22 protein-coding genes are annotated in these 23,706 nt (G+C 55.7%); 9 read left to right on the forward strand and 13 right to left on the reverse strand.

Annotated features, from left to right (window positions below):
* Window positions 1-30: 30 nt before the first annotated feature.
* On the reverse strand, window positions 31-1,209 hold the full coding sequence (gene nirK, locus K0H81_RS17355; RefSeq protein ID WP_144202660.1) for a copper-containing nitrite reductase: 1,179 nt from the start codon (window positions 1,207-1,209) through the stop codon (window positions 31-33).
* 406 nt (window positions 1,210-1,615) lie between these two features.
* Complete coding sequence (locus K0H81_RS17360) at window positions 1,616-2,116, reverse strand: MarR family winged helix-turn-helix transcriptional regulator (protein ID WP_220059140.1); 501 nt, start codon at window positions 2,114-2,116, stop codon at window positions 1,616-1,618.
* A 179-nt stretch (window positions 2,117-2,295) separates the two neighbouring features.
* Here K0H81_RS17360 and K0H81_RS17365 point away from each other — a divergent pair, with 179 nt between their 5' ends.
* Both K0H81_RS17365 and K0H81_RS17370 read left to right on the forward strand, forming a co-directional pair.
* Window positions 2,296-3,192, forward strand: a complete 897-nt coding sequence (locus K0H81_RS17365) for a DMT family transporter (RefSeq protein WP_220059141.1) — start codon at window positions 2,296-2,298, stop codon at window positions 3,190-3,192.
* 88 nt (window positions 3,193-3,280) lie between these two features.
* Window positions 3,281-3,490 carry a TOBE domain-containing protein gene (locus K0H81_RS17370; RefSeq protein WP_144202655.1) on the forward strand — a complete coding sequence of 70 codons (210 nt, stop codon included), beginning with the start codon at window positions 3,281-3,283 and terminating at the stop codon, window positions 3,488-3,490.
* Window positions 3,491-3,616: 126 nt separating this feature from the next.
* Here the strand turns inward: K0H81_RS17370 and K0H81_RS17375 are convergent, their stop codons facing one another.
* Window positions 3,617-3,991: a GFA family protein gene (locus K0H81_RS17375; RefSeq protein WP_220059142.1), complete on the reverse strand. Its 375-nt coding sequence runs from the start codon at window positions 3,989-3,991 to the stop codon at window positions 3,617-3,619.
* A 96-nt stretch (window positions 3,992-4,087) separates the two neighbouring features.
* Window positions 4,088-4,243 carry a hypothetical protein gene (locus K0H81_RS17380; protein ID WP_190272400.1) on the reverse strand — a complete coding sequence of 52 codons (156 nt, stop codon included), beginning with the start codon at window positions 4,241-4,243 and terminating at the stop codon, window positions 4,088-4,090.
* A gap of 514 nt (window positions 4,244-4,757) precedes the next feature.
* Between K0H81_RS17380 and K0H81_RS17385 the strand changes: the two genes are divergently transcribed.
* Complete coding sequence (locus K0H81_RS17385) at window positions 4,758-6,815, forward strand: TonB-dependent receptor (RefSeq protein ID WP_220059143.1); 2,058 nt, start codon at window positions 4,758-4,760, stop codon at window positions 6,813-6,815.
* 75 nt (window positions 6,816-6,890) lie between these two features.
* On the opposite strand, the gene K0H81_RS17390 is transcribed toward K0H81_RS17385, so the two are convergent.
* The 5 genes from K0H81_RS17390 to yegS all read right to left on the reverse strand — a co-directional run bounded on the left by K0H81_RS17390 (window position 6,891) and on the right by yegS (window position 11,702).
* Entirely contained in the window at window positions 6,891-7,871 is a 981-nt protein-coding gene (locus K0H81_RS17390) for a sensor domain-containing diguanylate cyclase (protein WP_220059144.1), read from the reverse strand.
* Between the two features lie 200 nt (window positions 7,872-8,071).
* Window positions 8,072-8,608 (reverse strand): response regulator transcription factor, encoded by a 537-nt coding sequence (locus tag K0H81_RS17395; RefSeq protein WP_220059145.1) that lies wholly within the window; start codon window positions 8,606-8,608, stop codon window positions 8,072-8,074.
* Window positions 8,605-9,786 (reverse strand): sensor histidine kinase, encoded by a 1,182-nt coding sequence (locus tag K0H81_RS17400; RefSeq protein ID WP_258406471.1) that lies wholly within the window; start codon window positions 9,784-9,786, stop codon window positions 8,605-8,607. Before K0H81_RS17400 ends, K0H81_RS17395 begins: the two co-directional genes overlap by 4 nt.
* A gap of 69 nt (window positions 9,787-9,855) precedes the next feature.
* Window positions 9,856-10,779 (reverse strand): dTDP-4-dehydrorhamnose reductase family protein, encoded by a 924-nt coding sequence (locus K0H81_RS17405; RefSeq protein ID WP_220059147.1) that lies wholly within the window; start codon window positions 10,777-10,779, stop codon window positions 9,856-9,858.
* Window positions 10,779-11,702: a lipid kinase YegS gene (yegS, locus tag K0H81_RS17410; protein ID WP_220059148.1), complete on the reverse strand. Its 924-nt coding sequence runs from the start codon at window positions 11,700-11,702 to the stop codon at window positions 10,779-10,781. Before yegS ends, K0H81_RS17405 begins: the two co-directional genes overlap by 1 nt.
* 201 nt (window positions 11,703-11,903) lie before the next feature.
* On the opposite strand from yegS, the gene K0H81_RS17415 reads away from it, so the two are divergent.
* Both K0H81_RS17415 and K0H81_RS17420 read left to right on the forward strand, forming a co-directional pair.
* Window positions 11,904-12,599 carry an MliC family protein gene (locus tag K0H81_RS17415; RefSeq protein ID WP_220059149.1) on the forward strand — a complete coding sequence of 232 codons (696 nt, stop codon included), beginning with the start codon at window positions 11,904-11,906 and terminating at the stop codon, window positions 12,597-12,599.
* Window positions 12,600-12,631: 32 nt separating this feature from the next.
* Window positions 12,632-14,482 (forward strand): alkaline phosphatase D family protein, encoded by a 1,851-nt coding sequence (locus K0H81_RS17420; RefSeq protein WP_220060887.1) that lies wholly within the window; start codon window positions 12,632-12,634, stop codon window positions 14,480-14,482.
* A gap of 34 nt (window positions 14,483-14,516) precedes the next feature.
* Here the strand turns inward: K0H81_RS17420 and K0H81_RS17425 are convergent, their stop codons facing one another.
* The 3 genes from K0H81_RS17425 to K0H81_RS17435 all read right to left on the reverse strand — a co-directional run bounded on the left by K0H81_RS17425 (window position 14,517) and on the right by K0H81_RS17435 (window position 17,336).
* Window positions 14,517-15,425: a pseudouridine synthase gene (locus K0H81_RS17425; protein ID WP_258406327.1), complete on the reverse strand. Its 909-nt coding sequence runs from the start codon at window positions 15,423-15,425 to the stop codon at window positions 14,517-14,519.
* Between the two features lie 66 nt (window positions 15,426-15,491).
* Window positions 15,492-16,070 (reverse strand): LON peptidase substrate-binding domain-containing protein, encoded by a 579-nt coding sequence (locus K0H81_RS17430; RefSeq protein ID WP_011867145.1) that lies wholly within the window; start codon window positions 16,068-16,070, stop codon window positions 15,492-15,494.
* 210 nt (window positions 16,071-16,280) lie between these two features.
* Entirely contained in the window at window positions 16,281-17,336 is a 1,056-nt protein-coding gene (locus tag K0H81_RS17435; RefSeq protein ID WP_220059151.1) for an alpha/beta hydrolase, read from the reverse strand.
* Between the two features lie 117 nt (window positions 17,337-17,453).
* Between K0H81_RS17435 and K0H81_RS17440 the strand changes: the two genes are divergently transcribed.
* From K0H81_RS17440 to K0H81_RS17455, 4 genes are all read left to right on the forward strand, one after another.
* Window positions 17,454-17,894 (forward strand): hypothetical protein, encoded by a 441-nt coding sequence (locus tag K0H81_RS17440; RefSeq protein WP_220059152.1) that lies wholly within the window; start codon window positions 17,454-17,456, stop codon window positions 17,892-17,894.
* Window positions 17,895-17,922: 28 nt separating this feature from the next.
* Entirely contained in the window at window positions 17,923-18,981 is a 1,059-nt protein-coding gene (locus tag K0H81_RS17445) for a DUF3080 family protein (protein WP_220059153.1), read from the forward strand.
* A gap of 89 nt (window positions 18,982-19,070) precedes the next feature.
* Window positions 19,071-19,532: a NanQ anomerase/TabA/YiaL family protein gene (locus K0H81_RS17450; protein ID WP_011867149.1), complete on the forward strand. Its 462-nt coding sequence runs from the start codon at window positions 19,071-19,073 to the stop codon at window positions 19,530-19,532.
* A 364-nt stretch (window positions 19,533-19,896) separates the two neighbouring features.
* Window positions 19,897-22,176 carry an aminotransferase class V-fold PLP-dependent enzyme gene (locus tag K0H81_RS17455; RefSeq protein ID WP_220059154.1) on the forward strand — a complete coding sequence of 760 codons (2,280 nt, stop codon included), beginning with the start codon at window positions 19,897-19,899 and terminating at the stop codon, window positions 22,174-22,176.
* Between the two features lie 83 nt (window positions 22,177-22,259).
* Here K0H81_RS17455 and K0H81_RS17460 read toward each other — a convergent pair whose 3' ends face one another.
* The gene (locus K0H81_RS17460; RefSeq protein ID WP_144202795.1) at window positions 22,260-23,480 is read right to left on the reverse strand and encodes a carbohydrate porin; all 1,221 of its coding nucleotides are present in this window, start codon (window positions 23,478-23,480) and stop codon (window positions 22,260-22,262) included.
* Between the last annotated feature and the right edge of the window lie 226 nt (window positions 23,481-23,706).

A 23,706-nucleotide genomic window follows, 5' to 3' on the forward strand; every position in this document is an offset into this window, starting at 1 on the left:
CCGAGCCCTTTTTGCCTAAGCCCTTAGACCTTAGGCAGTGGTGATGTTAGATGGCTTCTTGATCTGCACCATCAGGTTGTCATCCCACTCGCCGTCGACCTTAATGTGCGCCGCGGCGCCCTTGATGATCGCCTCGATCAGATTGTGGTTCACATAGGCATATAGACCAGGCTGACGGAAGTTGTACATAGCGGCGCAGGCACTGCCCCCGGCTAGCATCCAGGTTTCCAGGTTGGTCTGTGGCGCGTCGGTAAAAGAACCCGCTGGCCAGACATAGTCACCGTGTCCGCCGATGATATGCGGACGGGAATCCCGGTTGGCCTGAGAGTGGATAAAGAGCACTGACTCACCCACCTTGGCGGTCATGGCGTTCTTACCTGTCAGGGCACCCACGGCGCCGTTGAACACCACGTGAGATGGGGTAAGCGTCTTCATCACCTCCAGCACCTCATTCATGCTGCCCATCACGGTGTCATAGGCCTTGTATTTACCCTTGGCATCCTTTGGCACATAGAAGTCGGCCTCACCAATGTAGTAGGCCTTGTCATATTTAACTGGCTTGCCTTCGGCATCTTTCAGGCCGTCACGAGGTAGCACCATGATGGCGCCGTGCATGCCCATGGCTACGTGCCAAGGGATCATCACCCCGCCCGGCGCACAGTGATACACGAAGGTGCCGGCCTTGGTCGCCTTGAAGCGGAAGGTCACCTCCTGGCCGGGAGATACTAAAGTCAGCTCGCCGCCGCCCAGGGCGCCCGTGGCCGCATGCAGGTCAATGTTGTGGGCCAGGGCATTGCTGGCGGGGTTCACCAGAGTCAGCTCGACGAAGTCATGTTGATGACAGACGATGAGCGGGCCAGGCACGCTACCGTTGAAGGCGCAGACCCAGGCCTTGGTGCCGTTTTCCAGTTCTACCTGCTTCTCTTCTATCACCAGCTTCACCTGCACCACCTTAGGCTTACCCTTGGCGACCTGATCATGCTTAGGCACCATTGGTGGTGGCACCAACTCTTGAGTAACACGCTCCAGCTGATCCGCCTTGTAGTTTGCCATACGGTCTGACTTGGTCTGTGTGGTGGCCGAGGCACTGCTTGATACCAAGCCGGCCGCCATACCCGCACCCACCAGGCCCAAACCGACTGAACCACTCAAGAAGCTACGACGTTGCTGATCGACATTCACTGCTGGGGTAGAAGATTGCTTTTCCATAAAATACTCCGTTGTTAGCGCATTTCACCAAAGGGGTTCAAACTGCCAGAGCCACTGTGATGAAGGTGTTATTACCTTGTTGCGGTTAAGACTATGCCTTTGACGCAGATTGAAATTGACTTTGGTCAAGTCGCTCAAGAAATTTCAAATTGACTAAATTAGCCGAGAAAATCCGATGGTTTCAGGCGAGAAACGGGGTGAAAAAACTGACAAAAAACCTCGCTATCCCAGACGGGACGGCGGGGTTAAAAGGACAATAGGCGGCGAGGTTCAGGCTGTCAAAGTGACCGGGAAAGCCCCAGCAAGCTTTGCCATTTGTAATGATAAGTTTACAGAAATGAGAAAGCCAGACGGTGAAAAAGTCGGCAGATTCAGGTTGGCCTCTACCGACAGAAGAAGGATAAAGTTAAGACTCGAATGCCTGCAGCCAATGTTTAAACAGCGCATCCAGCTGCTGTTTCTCATCTAACGACAGTTGACTGGTCAAAGCCTGCTGGGCCGCCACATGGGCCTCGATCGCCTCATCGATTAACGCGAGCCCCGCCTCGGTCAGGCCGACGCTGACGCTACGCCTGTCTTCCTGACAATGGCTGCGGGACACCAGCCCCTTCTTCTCCAGGCCATCGACACGATTGGTCATGGCACCCGAGGTGAGCATCATGGCCGCCAGCAGATCCGAGGGCGTCAGGCGATAGGGCTCCCCCGAGCGACGCAGGGTCGCCAGCACATCGAACTCCCCCATGCTGATGCCAAACTGCTTGTGACAGGCGCTAACCTCTGTCTCCAGATGTTTATAGATCCGCATCATGCGGCCGAGGATCGCCATAGGCAGAGTATCCAGTTGCGGCTTCTCCTTGGCCCATTGGGCCCTTAGGCGATCGACGCCATCGAGGTGATTTGAGTTCATCTGCTCTCCGTGAACACATATAGTGATGACAGGCACAATGGTCGCGACTCATAGAGGTATTGAATGACCATAGGCATTTATCTTCAGGCAAAGATAATTAATCCTGAGATACTTTACAAGCAGAATCAAAAGGTGCAGACTTATATCTTCACATAAAGATACTTTTTATTGAGATAAATATGAATGTACTGCTAGCCATGATCCCCGCCTTCTTCTGGGGCACCACCTACGCGGTGACCCAATATACGCTGCCAGATTGGCCTCCCCTGTTGCTTGGGGCCTTGCGAGCGCTGCCGGCGGGCCTTATCCTGCTGGCGATCAGACCCAGCCTGCCAAAGCGTCAGGAGTGGAGCCTGCTGTTTCGCCTAGGCTTTATCAATATCGCCGCCTTCTTCAGCCTGATCTTCGTCATGGCCCTCACCCTGCCCTCGGCCATCTCAGGCGTCGGTATGATCTCTGTGCCTGTATTTGCCATGCTCTACCAGTGGCTGTTTCATGGTCGTCGCCCCGGCCTGACCCAGGGCTTCTTCGGCCTGGTGCTGATCGGCCTGGCCTGGCTACTGTTTAACCCCAACTCCATCAGCCTCAACCCCATAGGCCTACTCGCCATGTTGGCTGCCATCAGCTGCATCATAGTCGGTAGCGGCATCACTAAGGCCCTTGGGGATCGCATGCATTGGTGGACGGTATTGACCTGGCAGCAGATCATCGGCGGCGTGCTGCTGAGTGTAGCGGCAAGCGTGCATGCCTGGCTGGCACCACAAGGCTATGGCAATGCGCTTAGCCAACTCAGCCCAAACAACTTTATCGGCATCGGCTGGATCATCCTGCTCAATACCGTACTGGGCTATATCATGTATGTCTGGCTGTTGCAGCGCATGAGCGTGGTGGACTTTACCTTTGGCGGCATCGCAAACCCAGTGGCGGGTATCGTCTCGGGCATGGTACTACTGGGCGAATCCTTTACGCCGCATCAGTACCTGCTGATGTTGGCCATGATCGCCGCCTCACTGATGCCACAAATCATAGGCTTGATCGGCGAACGTCGGCATGTCGCTCAGGCTAAACCCCAATAGGCTTCACAAATATCTATATCTGAGTATCCCCAATTTACACTAAGGGTTACCATGGCTTTTTCATTATTTAACAGGAAGATAAATTAGTATGAAAATTAGCGCACGCAACAACCTCACAGGTAAGATCAAGGCAATCGAAGAAGGTTCGGTAAACAACGAAGTGGTGATCGAGCTAGCCCCAGGCGTTGAGATCACCTCTGTGGTCACCAAGAAATCATGTGAACAGCTGGGTCTGGTGGTGGGGGGCGAAGCCTATGCCATCATCAAGGCAAGCAATGTGATGATCGCCGTCGACTAATCACTCTTTCGAGATGGATTTAGGCATAGGGCTGAAAAGTTAGAACAGATGCCCTATGCCGACATGGCTTAGTTTAACCAATAAAATCGAGACACTTTAATCCCAGCGATTTTAATCTAGGCGCCATTAATCCAGGTACTGCCAGGTATCGGCACCATCGAAGTGGCGGATCTGAATGTTCTCGCGCAGCGCCTCTGGCGCCATCCTGAAATTCAGCGCTATCCTGGGCTCGCTCACCTTGTCCGTCGTCAGCGTATGGGTCACGCAGCCACAGCGCTTGCAGTGGTAGAAGACCAGATACTTATCCCCATGGCTATACCCCACAGACGCACTCTCCTCCTGGCCGGACGTAGCCTGCTCGTTAAGGCTGACCTCCTTGGGATCAAAATAGCCCCACAGGGCGGCATAGCGGCTGCAGATGGAGCAGTTGCAAGAGGTAAGCGTTTCTGGAGGCGTCGCCAGGGTCAGTTGTACCAGCCCACAATGACAAGAGAGTTGCATGTCAAAATATCCTTATTTGTTAAGTCATGCCTAACCTAAAAGGTTAACTCTCTTATATCAAGACAAGGCCTATTTGGCCGCGGTTACCGCTGGCGATCAGTTATACCCCAGGATATAGCAATCTGGCTCTTCATCTTTAAGATCTGTCTCGTTGCCCGCCAACATCTCCTGCAGCCATTGACGACGTGTCATGGCGCCATGATCAGATTCAGTCTCGGTAACCCTGTGTGCTGTGTTTGTTTCGTGTTCCATAATCAATACCCAATTCATCTTCACCCGCCGGTAATTCACCCAGCCCTAATTAAGCATTTGAGAGCACAACAAAACGCCCGCCGCGTTTAATTTATCAAACACTTAAATTTGATTAAATGACTGAAAACCATTGATGTCAATGAATTTTATTGGTCATACAAATAAACCAACAAAAGCTGCACGCAAAAACCGATAGATCACAAACCATTAATTATAAAGAACTTTACAAACTGAACTCTGTATTCAATCTTTTAAAAACCATAAACCAAGCGACTCGTATCCTTAAAAAAATTAATCTTCAGACCATCAAAATCAACGCCTCTCGCCCGATTGATAAAGCAAACACTTGTTTGAATATCCTCCTCTGGTGAGCCTAAAAGCCAAGAATTAGATGCCAAACCACTCAGGCACGCACCGGGTGCGACACCTTGTCGCACTATCTGAGTTTGCCTTTGTCAGGCCTAAACAGGGCTGCCACAATGCCGCCACCTAACTACCTAAGAACTACAAGATTATGGCGCTGCGTCTCTCTTTCCTTACGCTCTCAATCGGCACAGCCTTGCTGACTCTACCCTTTGCCCAGGCTCAAGAAGCCGCCTTCGAGATCATCGAAGTCCATGGTGCCCATCAGGGTAGCTATACCTCTGTGACCCCAGAAGCCCAGGCCCCCGTCAGCGACATCAGCGGCCTGCTAACCCAGCTACCGGGCACGGCCGTCAACGGTAACGGCCCGCTGACCGGCATAGCCCAATATCGCGGCCTGTTCGGCGACAGAGTCAACACTCAGGTCAATGGTGTCTCCCTCGCCGGCGCAGGCCCCAATGCCATGGACACGCCGCTGAGCTATGCCAGCCTGATCAACAGCGAGCGCATCGAGATGCACCGCGGCATAGCCCCTGTCTCGGCCGGCACTAACACAGTGGGTGGCAGCATCAAGGTGATCGAGTTCCAGGCCAGCTTTAACGATACTCAGGGTCGCATCGCCGCCCAGTATCAAGGCAATGGCGGCCAGAGCCATCTGGGGGCCAAGGTCAATGTGGGTGGCAAGACCCACGCCCTGCTGGTCTATGGCGACCTCATGCATGGGGATGAGGATATGAAATCCGGCGACGATCTTCGCCTCTCTCCCACAGGCTACGACAAGCAGATCATCGGCGGCCAATACCGCTTCAACCTCAGCGACAAGGGGCTGGACGATGAGTCCATCGCCATCGGCTACCAACACCTGGAAACCACAGAGGCGGGCACCCCGGCGTTGCCTATGGATATCGACTTCATCCGTACCGACAGGGTGAAACTCGAAGGTGAGCACAGGCTCGATACCTGGGATCTCAACTGGCATCTGGCCCATAGCGATGCCAGACACGGCATGGACAACTTCAGCGAACGTCAGAAGCCCGAGAGTGCCAACGCCCGTTACAACAACGCCGAGAGCCAGAGCTATGATATGGCGCTGACACTGGGCAGAGATGCCTGGCTGTTTGGCCTCGACAGCCAGCTGAGTGAACACAACTCGCTGATCACAGATCCCACCAAACCCATGTTCAGGGTCGACAACTTCAACAAGGTGCAAGACGACACCTACAGCGCCTTCGCCCAATGGCAACAGGAGATCGACCAGTGGCATTGGCAGCTCGGCGCCAGGGTGAAACACTACCGCACCGATGCCGATGAGGTCAGCCACTCAATGGCTGGCGCCATGCCTGCCATCAAGGTGTTGATGGACAGATATAACCAGGCGGATCGCACCCAGGTTCAAACGGGGCTGGATTTGGTGATCAACGGCCGTTATCGGGTCAATGAGGAGCTAACCTGGATACTCGGGCTAGCCCGCAAACAGGACAGCGCCAGCTATCAGCAGAGATACCTGTGGATCCCTATGCAATCGACCGGTGGACTCGCCGACGGTCGCACCTATGTGGGCAAGATGGATCTGGATCTGGAGACGGCCTATCAGCTGGAGCTGGGCGCCGACTTCAACCGCCAGGGACTAAACATCAGCCCACGAATCTTCCTGCATCGCATCGACGACTATATCCAGGGGGTGAAGTCTACCGATCCCGCGGTGATCATGGCCGCCAACATGATGGGCAGCCAAGATCCTATGGAATTCGCCAATGTCGATGCCCAGCTACTGGGGATGGATATTAACGCCAGCTATGAGATCACAGATCAGTGGCAGTTGGATCTCCTGGCCAGCTATGTCAGCGGTGAGCGCCGCGACATCGACGACAACCTCTACCGCATAGCGCCACCTAAGGTGAATCTGGGGCTCAACTTCAGAGAAGGCAACTGGTCTGCCCGCATCGAAGGGGTGATGGTGGCGGCTCAGGACAAGGTCTCAGAGAGTCAATCCGAGCAGGCAAGCGCCGGCTACGGCCTGGTCAACCTGGTACTGGCCTACGACAGACAAAACTGGCTGGTTAAAGCTGGAGTCAACAACCTGTTCGATACCGACTATGAAGATCATCTCGGCGGCTACAACCGGGTGTTCAATACCGACCTGGCGCCGGGCCAACGCATGCCGGGCACTGGCATGAATGCCTGGCTCACCGGAGAGTATCGCTTCTAAAAGTTAACTCGTTTTTGGGAACCCTCCACTGCGCTCCCGGCCCCGAGCACCCTGCACGCTCGGGGCTTTTTTTATCTACAACGCCTGTTTGTCACGTTTACGGCGCAGCATATCTTCGTCGGCCTGAGCCAGCAAGGTATCCAGTCGCGCATCCTGATCCACTATCTTATGGCCTATGGTCACAGTCACCTCGGGCAGATGGCTGTCGAGCATAGCATTATCCAACCCCTGCATGATGCGCGTCTCAGTGGCAATCACATCCTCATCGCTCTGACACATAAGCAACACCACAAATTCATCGCCACCGATACGGCCCACCACATCAGCTCCCCGTACGCTCTGCTTGATGATCCCCGCCAGCAGCTTGAGTACCTCGTCGCCCACCGAGTGGCCGTGGCCGTCATTGATCCCCTTAAAGTTGTCGACATCGATATAGAGCATCGCCAGACGGCTGTCGTTGCGCTGGGCCAGCTTCATTCGCTGCCTGGCTAACCCATTAAATCCGCGGCGATTATTGATATGACACAGGTCATCCAGATGCGCCAGCTGCTTGAGCTCGTCGTAGATATCCAGCAAGGCGAGATCCGCTTCAAGGATCTCCTTGAGTTCGTGGATCAGCTCGATATAGCTGGCCTGATAATCTGTCTTGGCATAGTCCATCACGCAGAAGGTGCCGAAACAGCTGCCATCGGGCCAAAACACGGGCACCCCAAGGTAGGAGGAGAAGCCATCGTTTTGTACCTCGGGATTGGTGTCCCAACAGGGATCTATCTTGGCATCTGAGACGTAGAGCGCGGCCTGGGTTTCGACGATACGCCGGCAAAAAATATTGGTATCGGGCGGGATCACCACCCCAGACGGATAGGGATTGCTGACCTGCTTGCTGGCGATGGTCACCTGAAATCCCTGCGGGGTGTATTGCACCAAGAAGCTGGCCGGCGCATTAAACACATGGGCCAGCAGATTAACGGTTTTCTGCCATTTATCGAGCGAGATGAGATCGATAGGATTATCGAGAAGAAAGCGTTCACTGCTGTACAAAGATTCTGTCGACATCGCCTTTCCTTTCTTGAGGATAACGAAATCGCCTTCCTGGCGTCTTGACCTCAGGTCAAACACACCTGCCTGTGAACTAATCATGCCTTAGAGCATAGAGGTCAACGGAGAGCAATTCAAACCCAAATAATAAACATTATAAATACATCTTTTATTAAATTATGAGATGAATTACTCACTAGAGCAATGATCTAACGGGCTTATTGACTGATATCTTGAGGCTTCTTGAGCAGCTTACGCTGCAGGGTTCGCCTATGCATTCCCAGTTGCCGCGCCGTCGCCGACACATTGCCCTTGTTGGCGGTCAGCACCTGCTGCAGATGTTCCCACTCCACCCGCTTGGGACTCAGGGGCGCCTCATCCACCTCGGAGGCGATCGCCTTGGGCGCCCTATCGTCCAGCACCCTCAGCAGGGTCGCGGTATCGGCGGGCTTGGTCAGATAGTTATCGGCCCCCAGACGCATCGCCTCGACGGCGGTGGCTATGCTGGCATAGCCGGTCAGCAGCACCAACACGGCCTGGGGCACGGCCCCCTTGAGCGGCGCGATCAGCGCCAAGCCATTGTCTTCGGCCAGCTTCATGTCCAACAAAATATGGCTGGGCTTAAACTGACGCGCCTTGAGCAGCGCCTGAGTGGCATCGTGGGCCATTTCACACTCAAAGCCGTGCTTGCCCATGCGCCGCGCCAGGATCCCGGCGAAACTCAGCTCATCTTCGATGATCAATAAGCGCTTCATGCGGCCCCCTGTATCGGCAGGTAAACCTGGGCCACGGCGCCACCATCCACATGACTGCCGAGGATCAAGCGCCCACCCAGACGCTCCAGGCTCGCATGGCTGAGCAACAGGGCGACCCCCATCCCCTTGGGCTCCTCGATTATCTGATGCCCGAGCTGCTGCACCAAGGACGTAGGAATACCCGGGCCGAAGTCGCGCACCCCAAGCACCAGTTCATTTCCCTGACGCTGGGCGGAGAAGCTCACCTTCTGCTCCCCCGTCGCCTCCTGGCTGGCTCTGGCACCATTCTCAATGAGCGCCAGTAAGGCGGGCTGCAGGCTGGCATCGACCCGCAACTGTAGCCTGTCGAGGCCATCATCTGGCTCCAACGACAGTTTCACCGCCGGCATCAGCAGATTGACCTGCTCACTCAAGCCGCTCAGCAGTTGCTCGCAGGACTCAAGCCGCAGCGCCCCCTCGCGGATCGATTCGGTGGCGCTGCGCAGCGCCGTCAGGGTGGACTCGCACACCGCCAGCGCCGATTGCATCTCCTGCAGCGCAGGGCTATCGCCCTCCTCCTGCAACTCATCCACCAGCAACCTCATGCTAGCCAGTGGAGTCGCCAGCCGATGAGCCATCTGCGCCGAGGCGGTACCCAGGGCGATCAACTTCTCCTGACGCAACTGCGCCTCACGCATAAAGGCAAGCTGAGCATCCTGGCGCCGCATGCGTTTGGCCAGCAAGGCCACACTCGTGGTCAACACCAGGGAGGAGATGATGAAGTTGACCCACATCCCCAGATAGTGAGACTGCATATCCATGCCGTGATGACTCATGGCGCTCTCCGGCATGGTAAACAGCATCAGGCTGTAGGCCAGATTCGACAGCAGGGCCAAAGACCAGGGCGCCCAGAAGGGCAGCAGCACGGCGGCGATCGCTATCGGCAGCAATAGCAGGGAGATGAAGGCGTTGGTGGCGCCGCCGGAGAAATAGAGCCAGGAGATCCACAGCAAAGTGTCGAGCACCAGGGCGATAAACAGCCCAGACTCGCTGCTGAGCAGGGGCTTTCTCAGCCAGAAGGTGAAGCTTAAATAGAAGGCCTCGAGGATCAGGGTCAGGTTCAGCGCCGGGCTGTGAAGCGACAGGCCGAAGGTGTCGGCAAACAGGAAGGTAAGACAGAGTTTGAGCATCAAAGCCATGATGCGCAGCAAGGCCAGTTGGTCGGCGGCCCGGTAGCGGCCATAACTCAGAGTCGTCACATTGCTTTCCTATTTGAGCTCAAAGACTAATCCTATCTTCGCCAGAGCGTCACCCGAGCGGGACAGGCTGTATTTTACGCCCTGTTCGAAGTCGATTTCACTCTTTATTGCCAAAGATTTGAGGCGCGCCATACTCAGACTGCAATCTCTAGGCCGCTTGGCCAGGTCGCTCGGGCTCGACTGAGGCGAGATGTGCTGGCTGCTCAGCCCTAACATCTCGGCCATCTTAAGCAGCATCTGATACTTGGTCATGCGTTCAACGCCGGTGAAATGATAGATACCCGCCACATCGCCCGCCTCTTGTTGGCGTGCCACCAGCTTAACCAGGGCGTTGGCGATATCCAGTGTCGAGGTTGGGCTGCGCACCGCCCAATCATCCTGCTGAGTGGGCGACTGGTTCACCAGCTGTTTGAGCATCACCAACACCGCCGATTCATCCAGCGACTCGACCCGACCATAGAGGATAGGCAGACGCAGCACGGCGAACTCTCTGGACACATCAATCAGTGCCAGCTCCCCCTCACGCTTGGTCTCGCCATAGAAATTGAGCGGATGCGTCTGATCCTCTTCGTCATAATCGGGCGAGGTGCCATCGAACACATAATCTGTGGAGATGTAACAGAGCCAGGCGCCATTAGCCTTAGCCGCCTGAGCCAGCCGTCGGGTCGCGGCCAGATTCAGGGCCTTTGCCGCCTCGGGGTCGCGCTCGGACACGTCCGGTCGCCGCTCGGCCGCGCAGTGTAGAATCACCTCGGGTTTGTGGGTCTCGATAAATCGGTTCACCGCCCCCTCGTCGGTCAGATCCAGCCTATGGGTATCGGCTCCCGCGCGCGAATAACCGCAGGCCAGTAAAGTCACCGGCTCCTTTGCAAATTGCTCAACCAGAGCGCGCCCTAGCAGGCCGGTGGCCCCGGTTATCATTATCTTCAACATTAATGGGTTTCTCTGTTAATAGGCTCGCTGCCCGGCTGCAGCAAGGGGCAATTTTCGGGTAATACCATGGCGATCGCCCCGGCCTGAAGCTCGAACTCCACCCGCGACTCGGCGATGGGCTCGCCATCGAGATTAATGGGCATAGGCGGATTGGAGCGCCAGCTAGCCTGGGTGTCGCGATGATGCTTCACATACTGGTTATCGGCCTTGGGCGACTGCAACTCGGCGATCACCTGCGCCAAGTCCTCGATGGGAAACTGATGTAGGGCGACTAAGTCCATCAGGCCGTCGTTGATATAGGCATCCGGCGCCAGTACCTGGCCACCACCGGCCTGACGACCATTACACACGGCGCCCACCAACAACTGCTGCTGGCTGGCCTCGCCATGTATGGTAAATTCGCCGTCATAGGGCTTGAAATTGAGCGCCTGCACCAGCCCGGACAAGGTATAGGCGCCGCCACCGAGAAAGTGTTTCAGCGCCAGCGGCGTATTGGCGGTGACCTGGGCGCCGAAACCACCACTGGCAATATTCACCACATATCTGTCGTTAGCGCGGATCACATCCACATCATAGGCAGAAGCTCCGGCCGCCAGCATCAGCGCCGCCTCCAGATCAGCAGGCACCCGGGCCGCTGTGGCAAAGTCGTTGGCGGTACCCAGCGGCAAGATTGCCAGCTCGCAGCGCTTATCCTTGTCATGATCCATCAGGGCGCTAACCAGCTCGTTGAGCGTGCCATCTCCGCCTGCCGCCACCAAACGCTGACAGCCCTCGGCGATAGCCTCATCCACCAGCCGGGCTACATCCCCGGCCTCGAAGGTGACCCTCACCTGAATCTCATGATCGGCGCGCACGCTGGCAATCGCCTGACGCAGCAGCTCGTCACCGGCCTTCTTACCATTGAGTATGATGCGAAGCTTCACGTTTACTCTCCTACTGAATTGCCTTTGACAAGGCGCCAAGCACTCGACTTATCATAGCAGCAAGCAGCAACGGGCTAAACCTGACTTGCAACCGGACGACAGCATTAAACGAGTTTAATCCAAGGGAATTTGCCGCGCTCGGCGCAACAGGATATCCTCTTAAATTATCAAGGATATCAGGCCCTAGCTCGGAGCTTAACCATGAACAGATTAGCCATACTCGCCATTGCCAGCATACTGCTGCCAGCCTGCAGCCAGCAGGCCACACAAGCCAATAGCGAGTCTTCTTCAACAGTGCCCTCTGCAGTGCAAAGCGCGCAGCAAACCGAGAGCCAGGCGCCAAATAAGCCAGAAAATCGCACGGCCAACCAGCCCAGCTTCGACTGTGGCAGTGACAAACTCTCCAGCATAGAGATCCTGGTCTGCCAAGACAGCGAACTTGCCGCGCTGGATCGCCAATTAGCCGAGGTCTACCAAGCCGCCAGTGCCAAGGCCGTCAACGAACAGCCACCACTCTTGAAAGCCGAACAGAGAGGCTGGATAAAGGGGCGCGACGAGTGTTGGAAGAGTGACGACAAACATAGGTGCGCGTTTGACAACTACCAGGTGCGTATCGCCGAGCTGCAAGCCAGGTATCGCCTCGTCGCTCCCAGCGCCGAGGTCAGCTACCAGTGCGACGGCATAGCCGCCAAAGAGGTGGTGGTGAGCTATTTTGCCACCGAGCCAGGAACCCTGATCGCCGAGTTCAGCGATAGCGTCTCGCTCATGTACAGCCAGCCCAGTGGCAGCGGTAGTCGCTATCAGGGGCGCAACGAGTCGCTATGGGAGCACCAGGGTGAGGCGCGCATCACCTGGGGCTATGGCGCCGAGCCGATGATCTGTAAACTCGCCGACTGATCATGACCCTGCCTCTGCTGCTGACAGGCCCCATGCTGCGTCATTGCGACGCAGACCATTTCACCCTGACGTTGGTGACCAGTGAGCCGCTGTCGCAGTTAACCCTCACCCTGGGTGAGACTCAACACCTGCTTGCCGATGGCGCCATCGAGTGCCTGGAGCTAGGTACTCACGCCTTCTTCTACCTCATCTATCTGAGCAAGCCCGGGCTCAATTCTCTCGGCACCAGCATTCCCTATGGCCTTAGCGACAGCCACCACGGCGACCTGTTCGCGTCGCTGGCGCAGCTGACCTATGGCGACAATCAGACACCAAACTTGGTGATCAAGCCAGAGATCGATACCCTGTTGCACGGCTCCTGCCGCAACGCCCATCATCACAGCAGCGATGCCATGGTCGCCGCCGATACCCTGCTCGAGAATGGACCGGATGTGGCCGAGCGTCCGGCGCTGATGATGTTGAGCGGCGATCAGATCTATGTCGATGATGTTGCCGGCCCCATGCTTTACGCCATCGGCAGAGTCATAGAGATATTGGGCCTGTATGAGGAAGAGTTTCAACAGGCGCCGCTCACCCATAGCAAGCAGATAAGCTACCACCCGGCGGCCATGTACCAGAGGCACAAGAAGCTGCTGCCGCGCACCGAATACCCGGCCGGCAGCGCCCTGGTGCGTTGGTATATCAATCACCCTATCTTCACCTCCTCCATCGCCGAGAATCACCTGGTGAGTCTGGCCGAAATCGTCGCCCTCTATCTGCTCTCCTGGTCGCCCGAGCTGTGGCAGCTCATCGATATTCCCAAGGAGGTAACAGGCCTGTCGCCCGCCAATCAGCAGAGATGGCAGAGGGAGTGGGTTCACTTACTCGAGTTTAAGGCGGGGCTAACCAAGGTGAGACGCCTGCTGGCACATCTGCCGACCTATATGATCTTCGACGATCACGACATCACAGACGACTGGAACCTCACGGCGAAATGGGAACAGGCGGCCTATGGCCACCCCTTCTCCAAACGCATCATAGGTAATGCGCTGATCGGCTATCTGGTGTTTCAGGGGCTGGGCAATCAGAAGGATAAGTTTAGTGCCGCGATTCTGCCTAAGCTCAAACAGTTTCTCACCAATCGTGAGGAAGCGCAGCATGACGAGCTGATCGACGCCCTGCTCGGCTTCGACGAGTGGCACTACAGTCTCAATACCTCGCCCAAGTTGGTGGTGCTCGACACCCGCACCCAGAGATGGCGCAGCGAATCCAACCTGGCCAAGCCCTCTGGCCTGATGGACTGGGAAGCCCTGATGGAATTTCAGCAGCAGTTGGTGGGACAGGAGAAGGTGATTATCGTCTCGGCGGCGCCCATGTTCGGCGTCAAGCTGATCGAGGCGGTACAACGAGCGGCCACCTTTATCGGCGCCTCTCTCCTGGTGGACGCCGAAAACTGGATGGCGCACCCTGGCACGGCCAACACCCTGCTGAGCATCTTCCTGCACCGCAAGACGCCGCAGCAGTTTGTGATCCTCTCTGGCGATGTGCACTACTCCTTCGCCTATGACATAGGGATCCGCTTTCGCACTCAGGGGCCGCAGATCTATCAGATCACCTCGAGCGGCATCAAGAATCAGTTTCCCGAGAAGCTGTTACCCGTGTTCGACAAGTTTAACGGCTGGCTCTATGGCCATTTCTCGCCGCTGAACTGGTTCACCAAACGCAAACGCATGTCGATTCGCGGCCGCCGCCCCAACGGCATGCGCAGTCAGCGGCTAATCAACGCCAGCGGCATAGGCCTGGTCAGCTTCGCCAAAGATGGGGCGCCCTCCAAGATCGCCGTACTCCATGGCGACATGAGCACCACAGAGTTTTTGCCGCCGCGCCAGTCCCGCAAAGACTAAGTCTCGCAAGGGCTAGGCCCGGTCAGCAACAGATCTATAGAGACAGTTCCGGCAGACAGATATCCAGCTTTCGACCGGTGACTGGGTCAGTGAAGGCGAGACGACGCGCCAGCAGCTTCATCGGCTGGGCAACATCCTCGGCGCTTCTGGGCAATAGAGTCGGATAAAAATTATCGTTAAGGATCGGCATCCCCAGGCTGTTCATGTGCAGGCGCAGCTGATGGGTCTTGCCGGTGATCGGCATCAGCTCGAAACGACCAATCTCTCCCTCGACGCTCACCAGGGCTATCTCCGAGTGGCTGTTGGCCTCGCCGTCGACGATGCGCATGGTAAAGCTGGGCGTGCCCTTATCGATGCGATTCTTCACCGTCCAGCGTCTGGGCAGGCTAAGTTTACCGGCGTGATACTCAGCCAGTAGCTCTGGGGTAAGGCGCGCCAAGGCCTGATATTCCTTGGTGATCTGTCCATGGCGAAACAGGCCATGGTAGGCGTCGCGGCGATCACTCTGCTTGACCAGCAGGACGATGCCCGCGGTGGCGCGATCAAGACGATGGGCGGCGATCAGCGTCTCACAGCCGGTGCGCTCCCTTAGCCGGTTGATCAAACACTGATTGATCACCTCACCACCCGGATGCAAAGCCATGAAATGGGGCTTGTTGGCCAATACTATCTGCTCATCTTGATACAGAATCGACTCACTAAAGGGAGGCGTCTCCTCATGGGCGACCTCACGGTAGTAGTACACCTTCTGCTGAGGCCGATAGGCGCTGGTAAGTTCCAGCGGCTGACCATCTTGCCAATGCACCTTGCCCAGGATGAAGCGTTCGCGCCAAACATCTGCGGAAATATTATCGAACCGCTGACAGAAATAATCGTAAACACTCGCCGGGGAATTATGGGTTAGAGGTAATACGATGAAGGAGGCTTGAGCCGCGCGAACCATGACAGAAAGGCCTAAAGATGAAGGAGCGGCCATGGTATCAAAATTTGCGGCCCGGATGAGAGCAAATTATTGCCCCGCGTGGGACTTGATCAGTTCGAGTACAAAATCCATCGTCTTGTGACAATCGGGCTGATTGACCAGCACCTGCTTGTCACGATTATACAGGGGCAGCACCTCGAGCCAACGCTGGCTGACCCAGGTGGCATCTTCCAAGTGCAGATCCGCATATAGCTCCTGCAAGGCGGGATTGACCAGATAGAACTGCTCTAATGCCGCACTGATCAGCTCAAATTCGCCCTTGATGGGTTCTTCACGCCAATTGTTACAGCTGAGCGTCCTGGCGATCCAGTTACCGTCGCGTCGCTTGGCCGCCGAGAAGATCTTCACCCTCTGCTTGCCTTCCAGCACCAGGCCTAAACAATCGTCTTCGAGCTGATTAAAATCTATGATCTCGCACTGAGTCGCCAGCGGGTAACAGGGGGGATTGGCCTGAGGCCGTGACATGGCAAAGGCCAGGGGGAAGTGCCCCTTGAGCACCTCGGCAATCAGTTTCAAGCTGCTAGGCCCCGCCACTCGTATCTCTATTCTGCCGTCGGGCAAAAGTAGTTCGTCGCGGGTGATCAACGCCATCTCTTGAGTCAACATAGCAACCTCCTCCCCCTTGGTCGGTGATCGCCGTGAGTGTCGTGTCAGTGCGACTAAAAATTAACCAAGGAGCAATAATGATAAAGTGTAGCAGTTGTCAAAATTACTGCTCGAAACGCCATTATTGGATCGGCGATGCCATGCCAATCAAAATACCCGATCCTTCGCTTATTAGACCCAGAAAGATTCCCTTTTGTTGCAGCCATTTCATTAGAAAGTGTTAATGTGACGCATAATATCGCCACTTTTTAATACTTTATCTAAGTCGTCTGCCAACACCTCACTCATCTGCACCGCCTGTCGCCAATAGCGTATCCGCTCCTCGGTATTGAGGCGGCTAAAGTCGTTTCGGTCCGGCAGCTTGCCATAGGGAAGTTGGTTTAAATACGACTCGCTTGGAGCCAAAATCAGGGCGTTGTCATAGTTATGTTTGGCCCGCCGCCAGGGCAAGGACTTGTCGAACCAGCCGGGCAGAATCTTGCTGTAGAAGTGGGGATACAGGGTCAATCCAGGCGCGTGGGCCAGCGGCAGATCGAAGTGATAGTCTGTGATGCCACCGTCGTAATAGTGGCCGGCAGGAGCCCCTTCGATGCGCTCAACAGGTGCCAGCACCCAGGGGATAGAGCCGGTCGCCAGCAGAACCTGGGCAATATTTTCCCCGGTCAGGGCCAGGTGACGACCCGGCAGATCCTTTAACTCATTAAAGGGCGAGGCGACGCCGCCGCTGCCAAACAGGTAACGCTCGAAGTGCCATCCCAGGGTGCGGCGACTTAGCAGATTAGTGACCGCCGTGGTGGCAAGACCGGCGCCAAGTGCGGCTCTATGGGACAAACGGTTGAGATGACGGCCACGACAGGCGATGAAATGGCTCTTGATCACAGGATTGCCGACGATATCCGCCCCCTGCTGCGCCCCCAATATGCCAGAGACGATACCGGCTACCTTATGCGATACCTCGCTCGCCGTAGGCTTGGTCTCGTAACGCTGGCCAATATACTCCCGCTCCAACCGCTCATAGGCCGCCAGTGGGTCTTGCTGTGCCAAACAGGCCAGACGCCAGGCGCCGGATGAGGCCCCCAGGGTATAGAGCGGCGTCTGTCTCGCCTTGAAGAAGGTGCCAAACAGATACTTATCCAGCGCGGCTATGCCAAGCCATTTGGGCCCACCCGACGCCGCCAACACCTGAGTAAAAAGCTCGGGTTTTAGCCCCTGCTCGGCGATCTGTTTGTAGGCGGTCGGCCCGGCAAGAAAACGTAACTTAAGCACCTAACTCGGCTCCCTGAATTTATCTGTGTGCATGGCTTAAGCCATTCTATAAGAATTGCACTAAACTTGTCAGCGCGATTAAAATAGGCCGGTGGCAGGAGGTCACTGAGGATCAAAATGGACGACACGCTAACAATTAAGCCCTATCAAACACTCGCCTACGTCATCATCACGTTGACGGCCAGCCTGTTTATCATAAAGCAGCTTTTCCTGAGCGCCTTCGATGACCAATGGTGCCTCTTTATGGGCTACTGCCTGGCAATGCTCATCTGGGCTGGCGCATTACTGAAACAAGAGATCGTTTTTACCCCGCGGGCGATCGCCTTTATCAATATCCCCCTCACAGGTAGGACAGACCTTGGCAAGGAGACCCAGATCGCCTATAGAGATATTACTGGTTGCCACCTAATGCCCGCCGGATTGGAGATAGCGACAGACACAGAAGTTATCAAGGTTAACCTCAGACTCAACGACAGGCTCATCTCCCGCATCAGCGATAGTTTCGAGCGCCACGGCCTGCAAGCTACCCGAGAGACTGAGCAGAAAAACCTGGCCTAAATTCACCCCATTCTCGGAAGGAGTCAACTTGCCACAGACTCACGTCAGACTAACGACCAAGGGCCTGCTGATGCTCTGTTTCTTGCTCTGTCTCTTACTCTGGCTGCCTGGCTGTCAGCGCGCCAAGGATGTGGATTATCTCTGGCAGAACTACAGCCAGCGACTGGCCCATGTGATAGACCAGCCCTACTCGCCCCCGGAATTTAAGCCCATGCAGCTCGGCAAGGCCGATAGACAAGAACAGGCCTCTCTCACCATCTCGATTCTCGACACCCTGTCTCTGGGCCATTGCCCCCTGGGCCGCCTCATCGCCGACCATAACAGCACCCTGGGCAAGGTGGCACCGCCCAGTCAACAACTCATCTATCAGATAAGCTTTATTCAGCTGGCGCCCGCCTGTATCGACACCTTGGATGAGGGGGAGCTTAAGAACAAGCTGACACAGGCACTCCAGCAGAAACAAGCTCATGCGATGTCCTACTTTAATCGGGTGCTCACCAGAGACAAGAGCTTCACCAAGAGCCTGTTTATCGGCTACGACTCCCTGGTACTCGATGAGATGCGCGCCGGTCGCTTCGAGCTGGAATCGGCAATCGGCCAACTGCTGAGCATCAAAGATCACATCAAGCAGCGCCAGTGGCAGCAGATAGACACGGCCCAGATAGAGCCCGCCCTCGCTCTCATGGCACACCAAACATTGCTGCAGAGATACCTGAGATCCCTCGCCTACAGTCAGGCGCAGCTCATTGCCCTCAACGACTATCTGCAGCTACATAGCGCATCGGTCGCCTGTCGACCCAATCATGCCAACCGCAAACAGGAGATACTGCAGAATGTATTTCATAAATACTACCTGGCCCAGACTCAGGCCTATCTGTCACAGCTCAATCAGCTGCATTATCGCCTGAGTGAACCGCTACTCGCCCTCTTTGCCGGCAGTAACCATCAGGCCTTCATCGAGCACTACTTCGGCGAGCAACCAGGGGCCCTGCCGGAGCAGCTAAAATCCCAGATGCGCAGACACGTCAAGTGGTGGCAGGTCTTCAGGGAGAGCTGCAATATTGCCCCGCCTAGCTCCTCCACCTAACCGCTAGATAAGCTGCTACACCTGAGGCTATCTTGCCGACCAAAAAGCCTGCTACACTATCGGCTCTTTACAAGCCCGAGCCTCCAATCATGATCTTAGACACCTTAGAAAACCTGGCACACTACACCCACCTGGGACCACGCATTGCCAAGGCACTGCAGCACCTCAAAGAGACAGATTTCACTCAGCTACCGGTGGGAAACTACGAGCTGGAGGGCAAAGATATCTTTGTCATCGTCAACGATTATGAGACCAAGCCCAGAGAGGTCGAGCCCTTCGAGGTGCATCGCAAATATATCGACGTTCAGTATGTGGTGAGCGGCGAAGAGGAATTTGGCTATCTGCCCCTGGCAGACCAGACCCCATCCAAGCCCTACTACGACAAACACGACTACGCCGAATTTGACTATGAGTCGAACAAGGCGCGCGCCGCCTTTATTCCCTTCAAGGCCGGCATGTTTGCCCTCTTCTTTCCCCAGGACATGCATATGCCGGGCGTGTCGGCGACGCCGCAGAAGGTGCGCAAGGTAGTCATCAAGGTGAAAATTTAGAGTCTGTTGGCCTTTACTGTTTGTGAACGCCCGCGCCTGTCGCGGGCGTTTTGCCTTATCGCACTCACACCTCATACCTATCTGATACAAAATGTTACCCGGGCTTATCCTCGCCCGCCATAGCCATATTCCGATGCTCCCTCCACTCACATAGCCTCTGATGCCGCTTCTCTTATGCGGCTATCTCCGAATTCTCAGACTTAGCCACTTGTACAAACCCCACTTAAAAATGCCTGTTTGACGCCAAAAACATGATCTTGATCAATACTCACAAGCTGCTAATATAGCCACATCGAATTACATATACCATTTTGTTATATGGGAATTTTTTCTAATAATAAAAACAGCAAGAAGCGAGTATCCCATGCACCACACATCCCCGCTTAGCCAGATATACCTAGACGCCAACGCGACAACCCCGGTACTGCCTCAGGCAGCCAAGGCGGCACTGGGCGCCATGGAAGACCTTTTCGGTAACCCCTCGAGCAGCCATATCACGGGCCTGAAAGCCAAGAGCCTGATGGAGCAGACCCGCCTGCGCGCCAAGCAGATCCTGGCAAGCGGCCAGGGCAATATTATCTTTACCAGCGGCGCCACCGAAGGCATACAGACCGCCATTCTCTCCGCCCTCATCAAGGCCAAGGCTAGCCTGGATCCCAACAAGCAATACAGCCTGCTCTATGGCGCGACCGAACATAAGGCGGTGCCCAACTCATTGGCCCACTGGAATCAACTATTAGAGATAGGCGCCGAGCTCAAGGCGATTCCCGTCGATGACAAGGGTGTACTGGATCTCGACTTCATCGCCAGAGAGGTGCCCAACGCCCTAATGATCTGCACCATGGCGGTCAATAACGAAACCGGCGTCTATCAAGATCTTAAGGCACTCGATACCTGCATTCGTGATCACAATCCTGAGGTGTTCTGGATGGTGGATTGCGTCCAGGCCCTGGGCAAACGCCCATTGGCCCTGGCGCAGACCAGCATAGACTACGCGCCATTCAGCGGTCATAAGCTGTATGCCCCCAAGGGGATCGGCTTCGTCTATATTCGTGATGGTGCCCCCTTCACTCCCTTCATCGCAGGCGGTGGTCAGGAAGGCGGACTGCGCTCGGGCACAGAGAACCTGCCGGGCATGGCCGCCCTTAATCAGGTGTTCGCCATGCTGCTAGCCGAGCAAAACAGCGCCTTCCATAGCCTGTCTACCCTCATAAATTACCGTGAGCAGCTGGCCCAGGCATTGAAGCGCGCCTTCCCGACCCTGGTGTTTAATCACAGCTTCGACAACAGCGTGCCCACCACCCTGAACTTTGCCGTGCCAGGTTTTAGCAGCAAGGAGATCATGGATCTCTTCGACGCCGCCAATATCCGCGTCAGCTCAGGTTCGGCCTGTAGCTCTAAAGTCACCCGCAGCTTCGTGCTCGATGCCATGGGCCTCCTGGCCTGGCAGAGCGAGTCGGCCATTCGCCTCTCCTTCGGTCCGGCCATGACCCAGGCTGAGGTCGATCAGGCCTGCGAGCGCATCCAGTCTGCCGCTAACGCCTTGGGCAACAGCTGCCTGACCCTGAGCGCAGACGATGCCACAACAGATAAAAAACCGCTTAACGGCTTAGTACAGCTCAAGTCTGGCTCCAGCTGCAGCTGGATCTATGCCGACCAGGAGAGTAAACAGGCGGTGGTTATCGATCCCCTGCCGGAACTCGATCAGCGTATCGATACCCTGCTGCAGTGCCAGCAGCTAGAGCCTATCGCCTTCATCGACACCCATGGCCACGCCGATCATGTCTCGGGCCGTGTGGCATTAGCCGCCCGTTATCTGCCACAGCAGACGAGCGATCATCTGGGCTGGCCTGAGGATCACCAGATCACCGAGATAGGCGCCAGACCGGCGCAGACAATCTCCCTAGGTCAGTACTCTCTGGTGAAGCTCGCCACCCCGGGCCACACCAACGACAGCATCAGCCTGCTGCTATGCTCGCCCCAAGGCGAGGTGATCTACGGCTTCTGTGGCGACCTCGTCTTGATGGGCAGCCTGGGCCGCACCAACTTCGACAGCAGCTGTGCCAAGCAGATGTACAACAGCCTCAAGCTGCTACACAGCCTGATTGGTAACGATACCCTGCTCTGCCCGAGCCATGACTACAACAATGAATTCACTACCAGCTTCGCCGCCGAGTTCAGGGGCAATCCGCTGCTGAACGAGGTGATCAACGGCACCATCTCTATGGCACAGTTCGAGCAGCAGAAGGCGAGACTGGATACCCATCTCAAGGATGAAGCCGGCAGCGAGATCATCTGCGGCGCCTATACTGGCGGTTGCAGCAAGGCCAAGGTGAAAGAGTATGACAGCCAGTCGCTCCAGCTACAGCTGGGTCAGTCGCCGCAGCTTAAGTTACTGGATATTCGCGAGCCCCACGAATACGCCCTGCAGCATGAGCTGGGCACCCTGGGTGAGCAGACAATCAACGTGCCTATGACCAGGCTGGTGCAGTTCGTGCAGGAACATAAGCAGGAGAGTGACGCCGAATGGGTGCTGGTCTGCCGCAGCGGCAGCCGCTCACTGGTGGCAGCCCAGGCACTGCACAGACTCGGCTTTAACAAGATAGCCCACCTCAAAGGCGGCTACGCGCTGAGTGACAGTTAAGGTTGGCTATTACCCCTCAGCTGATCGGCACAAAAAAACCGCATCAAATGATGCGGTTTTTTTTATTGGCTTACACTAGACCACTAGAAGTAGTAGCCGAAGTTGATGTTAAAGCGCTTGTTGGTACCGCCATCGCCCACCATAGAGCCGCCGATGAAGGGCTGGTTCTCGGCCACCACGAAGTCGAAATAGGTATAGAGGCCACCTGCGGTGACCGCCACCCCAGTCACATTCATGAAGGTGTCTTTCTGCCCGCCAGGCTTGTCGGTAACAAGCGAGTAGTCGTTATAGAAGGTCAGATTTGACACAGGCCCCCAGGCCACCGGCAGGCTATAGGCTATGTCGGCCACATAACTGGTCGCCTCGGCGGGGATCGAGTCATAGAAGGCATAGGCCGCCACCACCATGCGCTCCACATCCATGCCATCGACATCATATTTGTAGTCGGTGAGCTGCAACTTGAGGTTCCAGCGATCGTAATTGACCACGCCGTGCAGCGCCGCCGCGACCTGGTCGCCATCCGTGCCGTTCTCGATCTCCAGCTGACCCAACTGGCCCGATACACCCAGCTCCAGACTCACCTCATCAAACACGAAATTATGACTGTAGCGGGCATTGAAGGTGTTCTTCTCACCGGCGGCATAGCCAGCCGTAGGCGCATCATAGATCCCCTCACCAGGCAGACGAACGCCGACCACGTCATAGGCGTATCTATGGGTGCGGTCCGACACATAACCGTCCAGGCCACCCTGCTCGTCATTCTTGTAGAAGGCGAGATCCAGTCGGTTAGCGTCACTCTTATAGGTGTAGTTCAGACCCAAGTCGTAGTCGTCTTCCAGGCCGAGATAGAAGTTTGAGCTAAAGAAGTAGTTGTTCGAGGCGTAGGTCAGGATACCGAAAGGCACCTGGGTTACCCCTATCTTACCCTGCTGCTCATCGTCGAAGTTGTAACCCACCCAGGCGTGATGGATCACATTCATATACTCGAACCAACGGTACTGGGCAGAGAAGATAACGTCATCCAGATTACCGTTCACATCGATACGAAATAGGTCGAAGTCGAAGTCGCCACCGCGATCGGCGTTGGCATCGGAATAGTCCTCATAGGAATACTGGAAACGGGCCGCGCCGCCAAACTTGATCGACTTGTCCATCTCCTTTGCTTCGGGTGCCTGCTCCTTTTCGGCCTCCAGCTGCTCGATGCGCGCCTTGAGCGCCTTAAGCTCCTCATCTACCGTGGTGGCACCTGCGTTAGCGCTCAGGGCTAGCGCAATACAACTGGCTGCAAGTGTATAGCGAATCATCATTCATCCTCTTTGATTTATTTAGTTTTCTGCTTTCAAGCTGCCATCAACATCATGAGTATAGAAACCAGGGAACAGTTAGTACAAAGACCCCCAGAGAATTCAGTTCAACGTAAGTATTCACCATAGAGATAAATCCTCACAGGCTTAGCCGAGCGAGCATAAACATCGAACTATAATAGTTAGTAACCTAATCATGAAAAATTATTAGTATTATTGTTGGCGA

Source organism: Shewanella halotolerans, assembly GCF_019457535.1.
Taxonomy (GTDB): Bacteria; Pseudomonadota; Gammaproteobacteria; order Enterobacterales; family Shewanellaceae; genus Shewanella; species Shewanella halotolerans.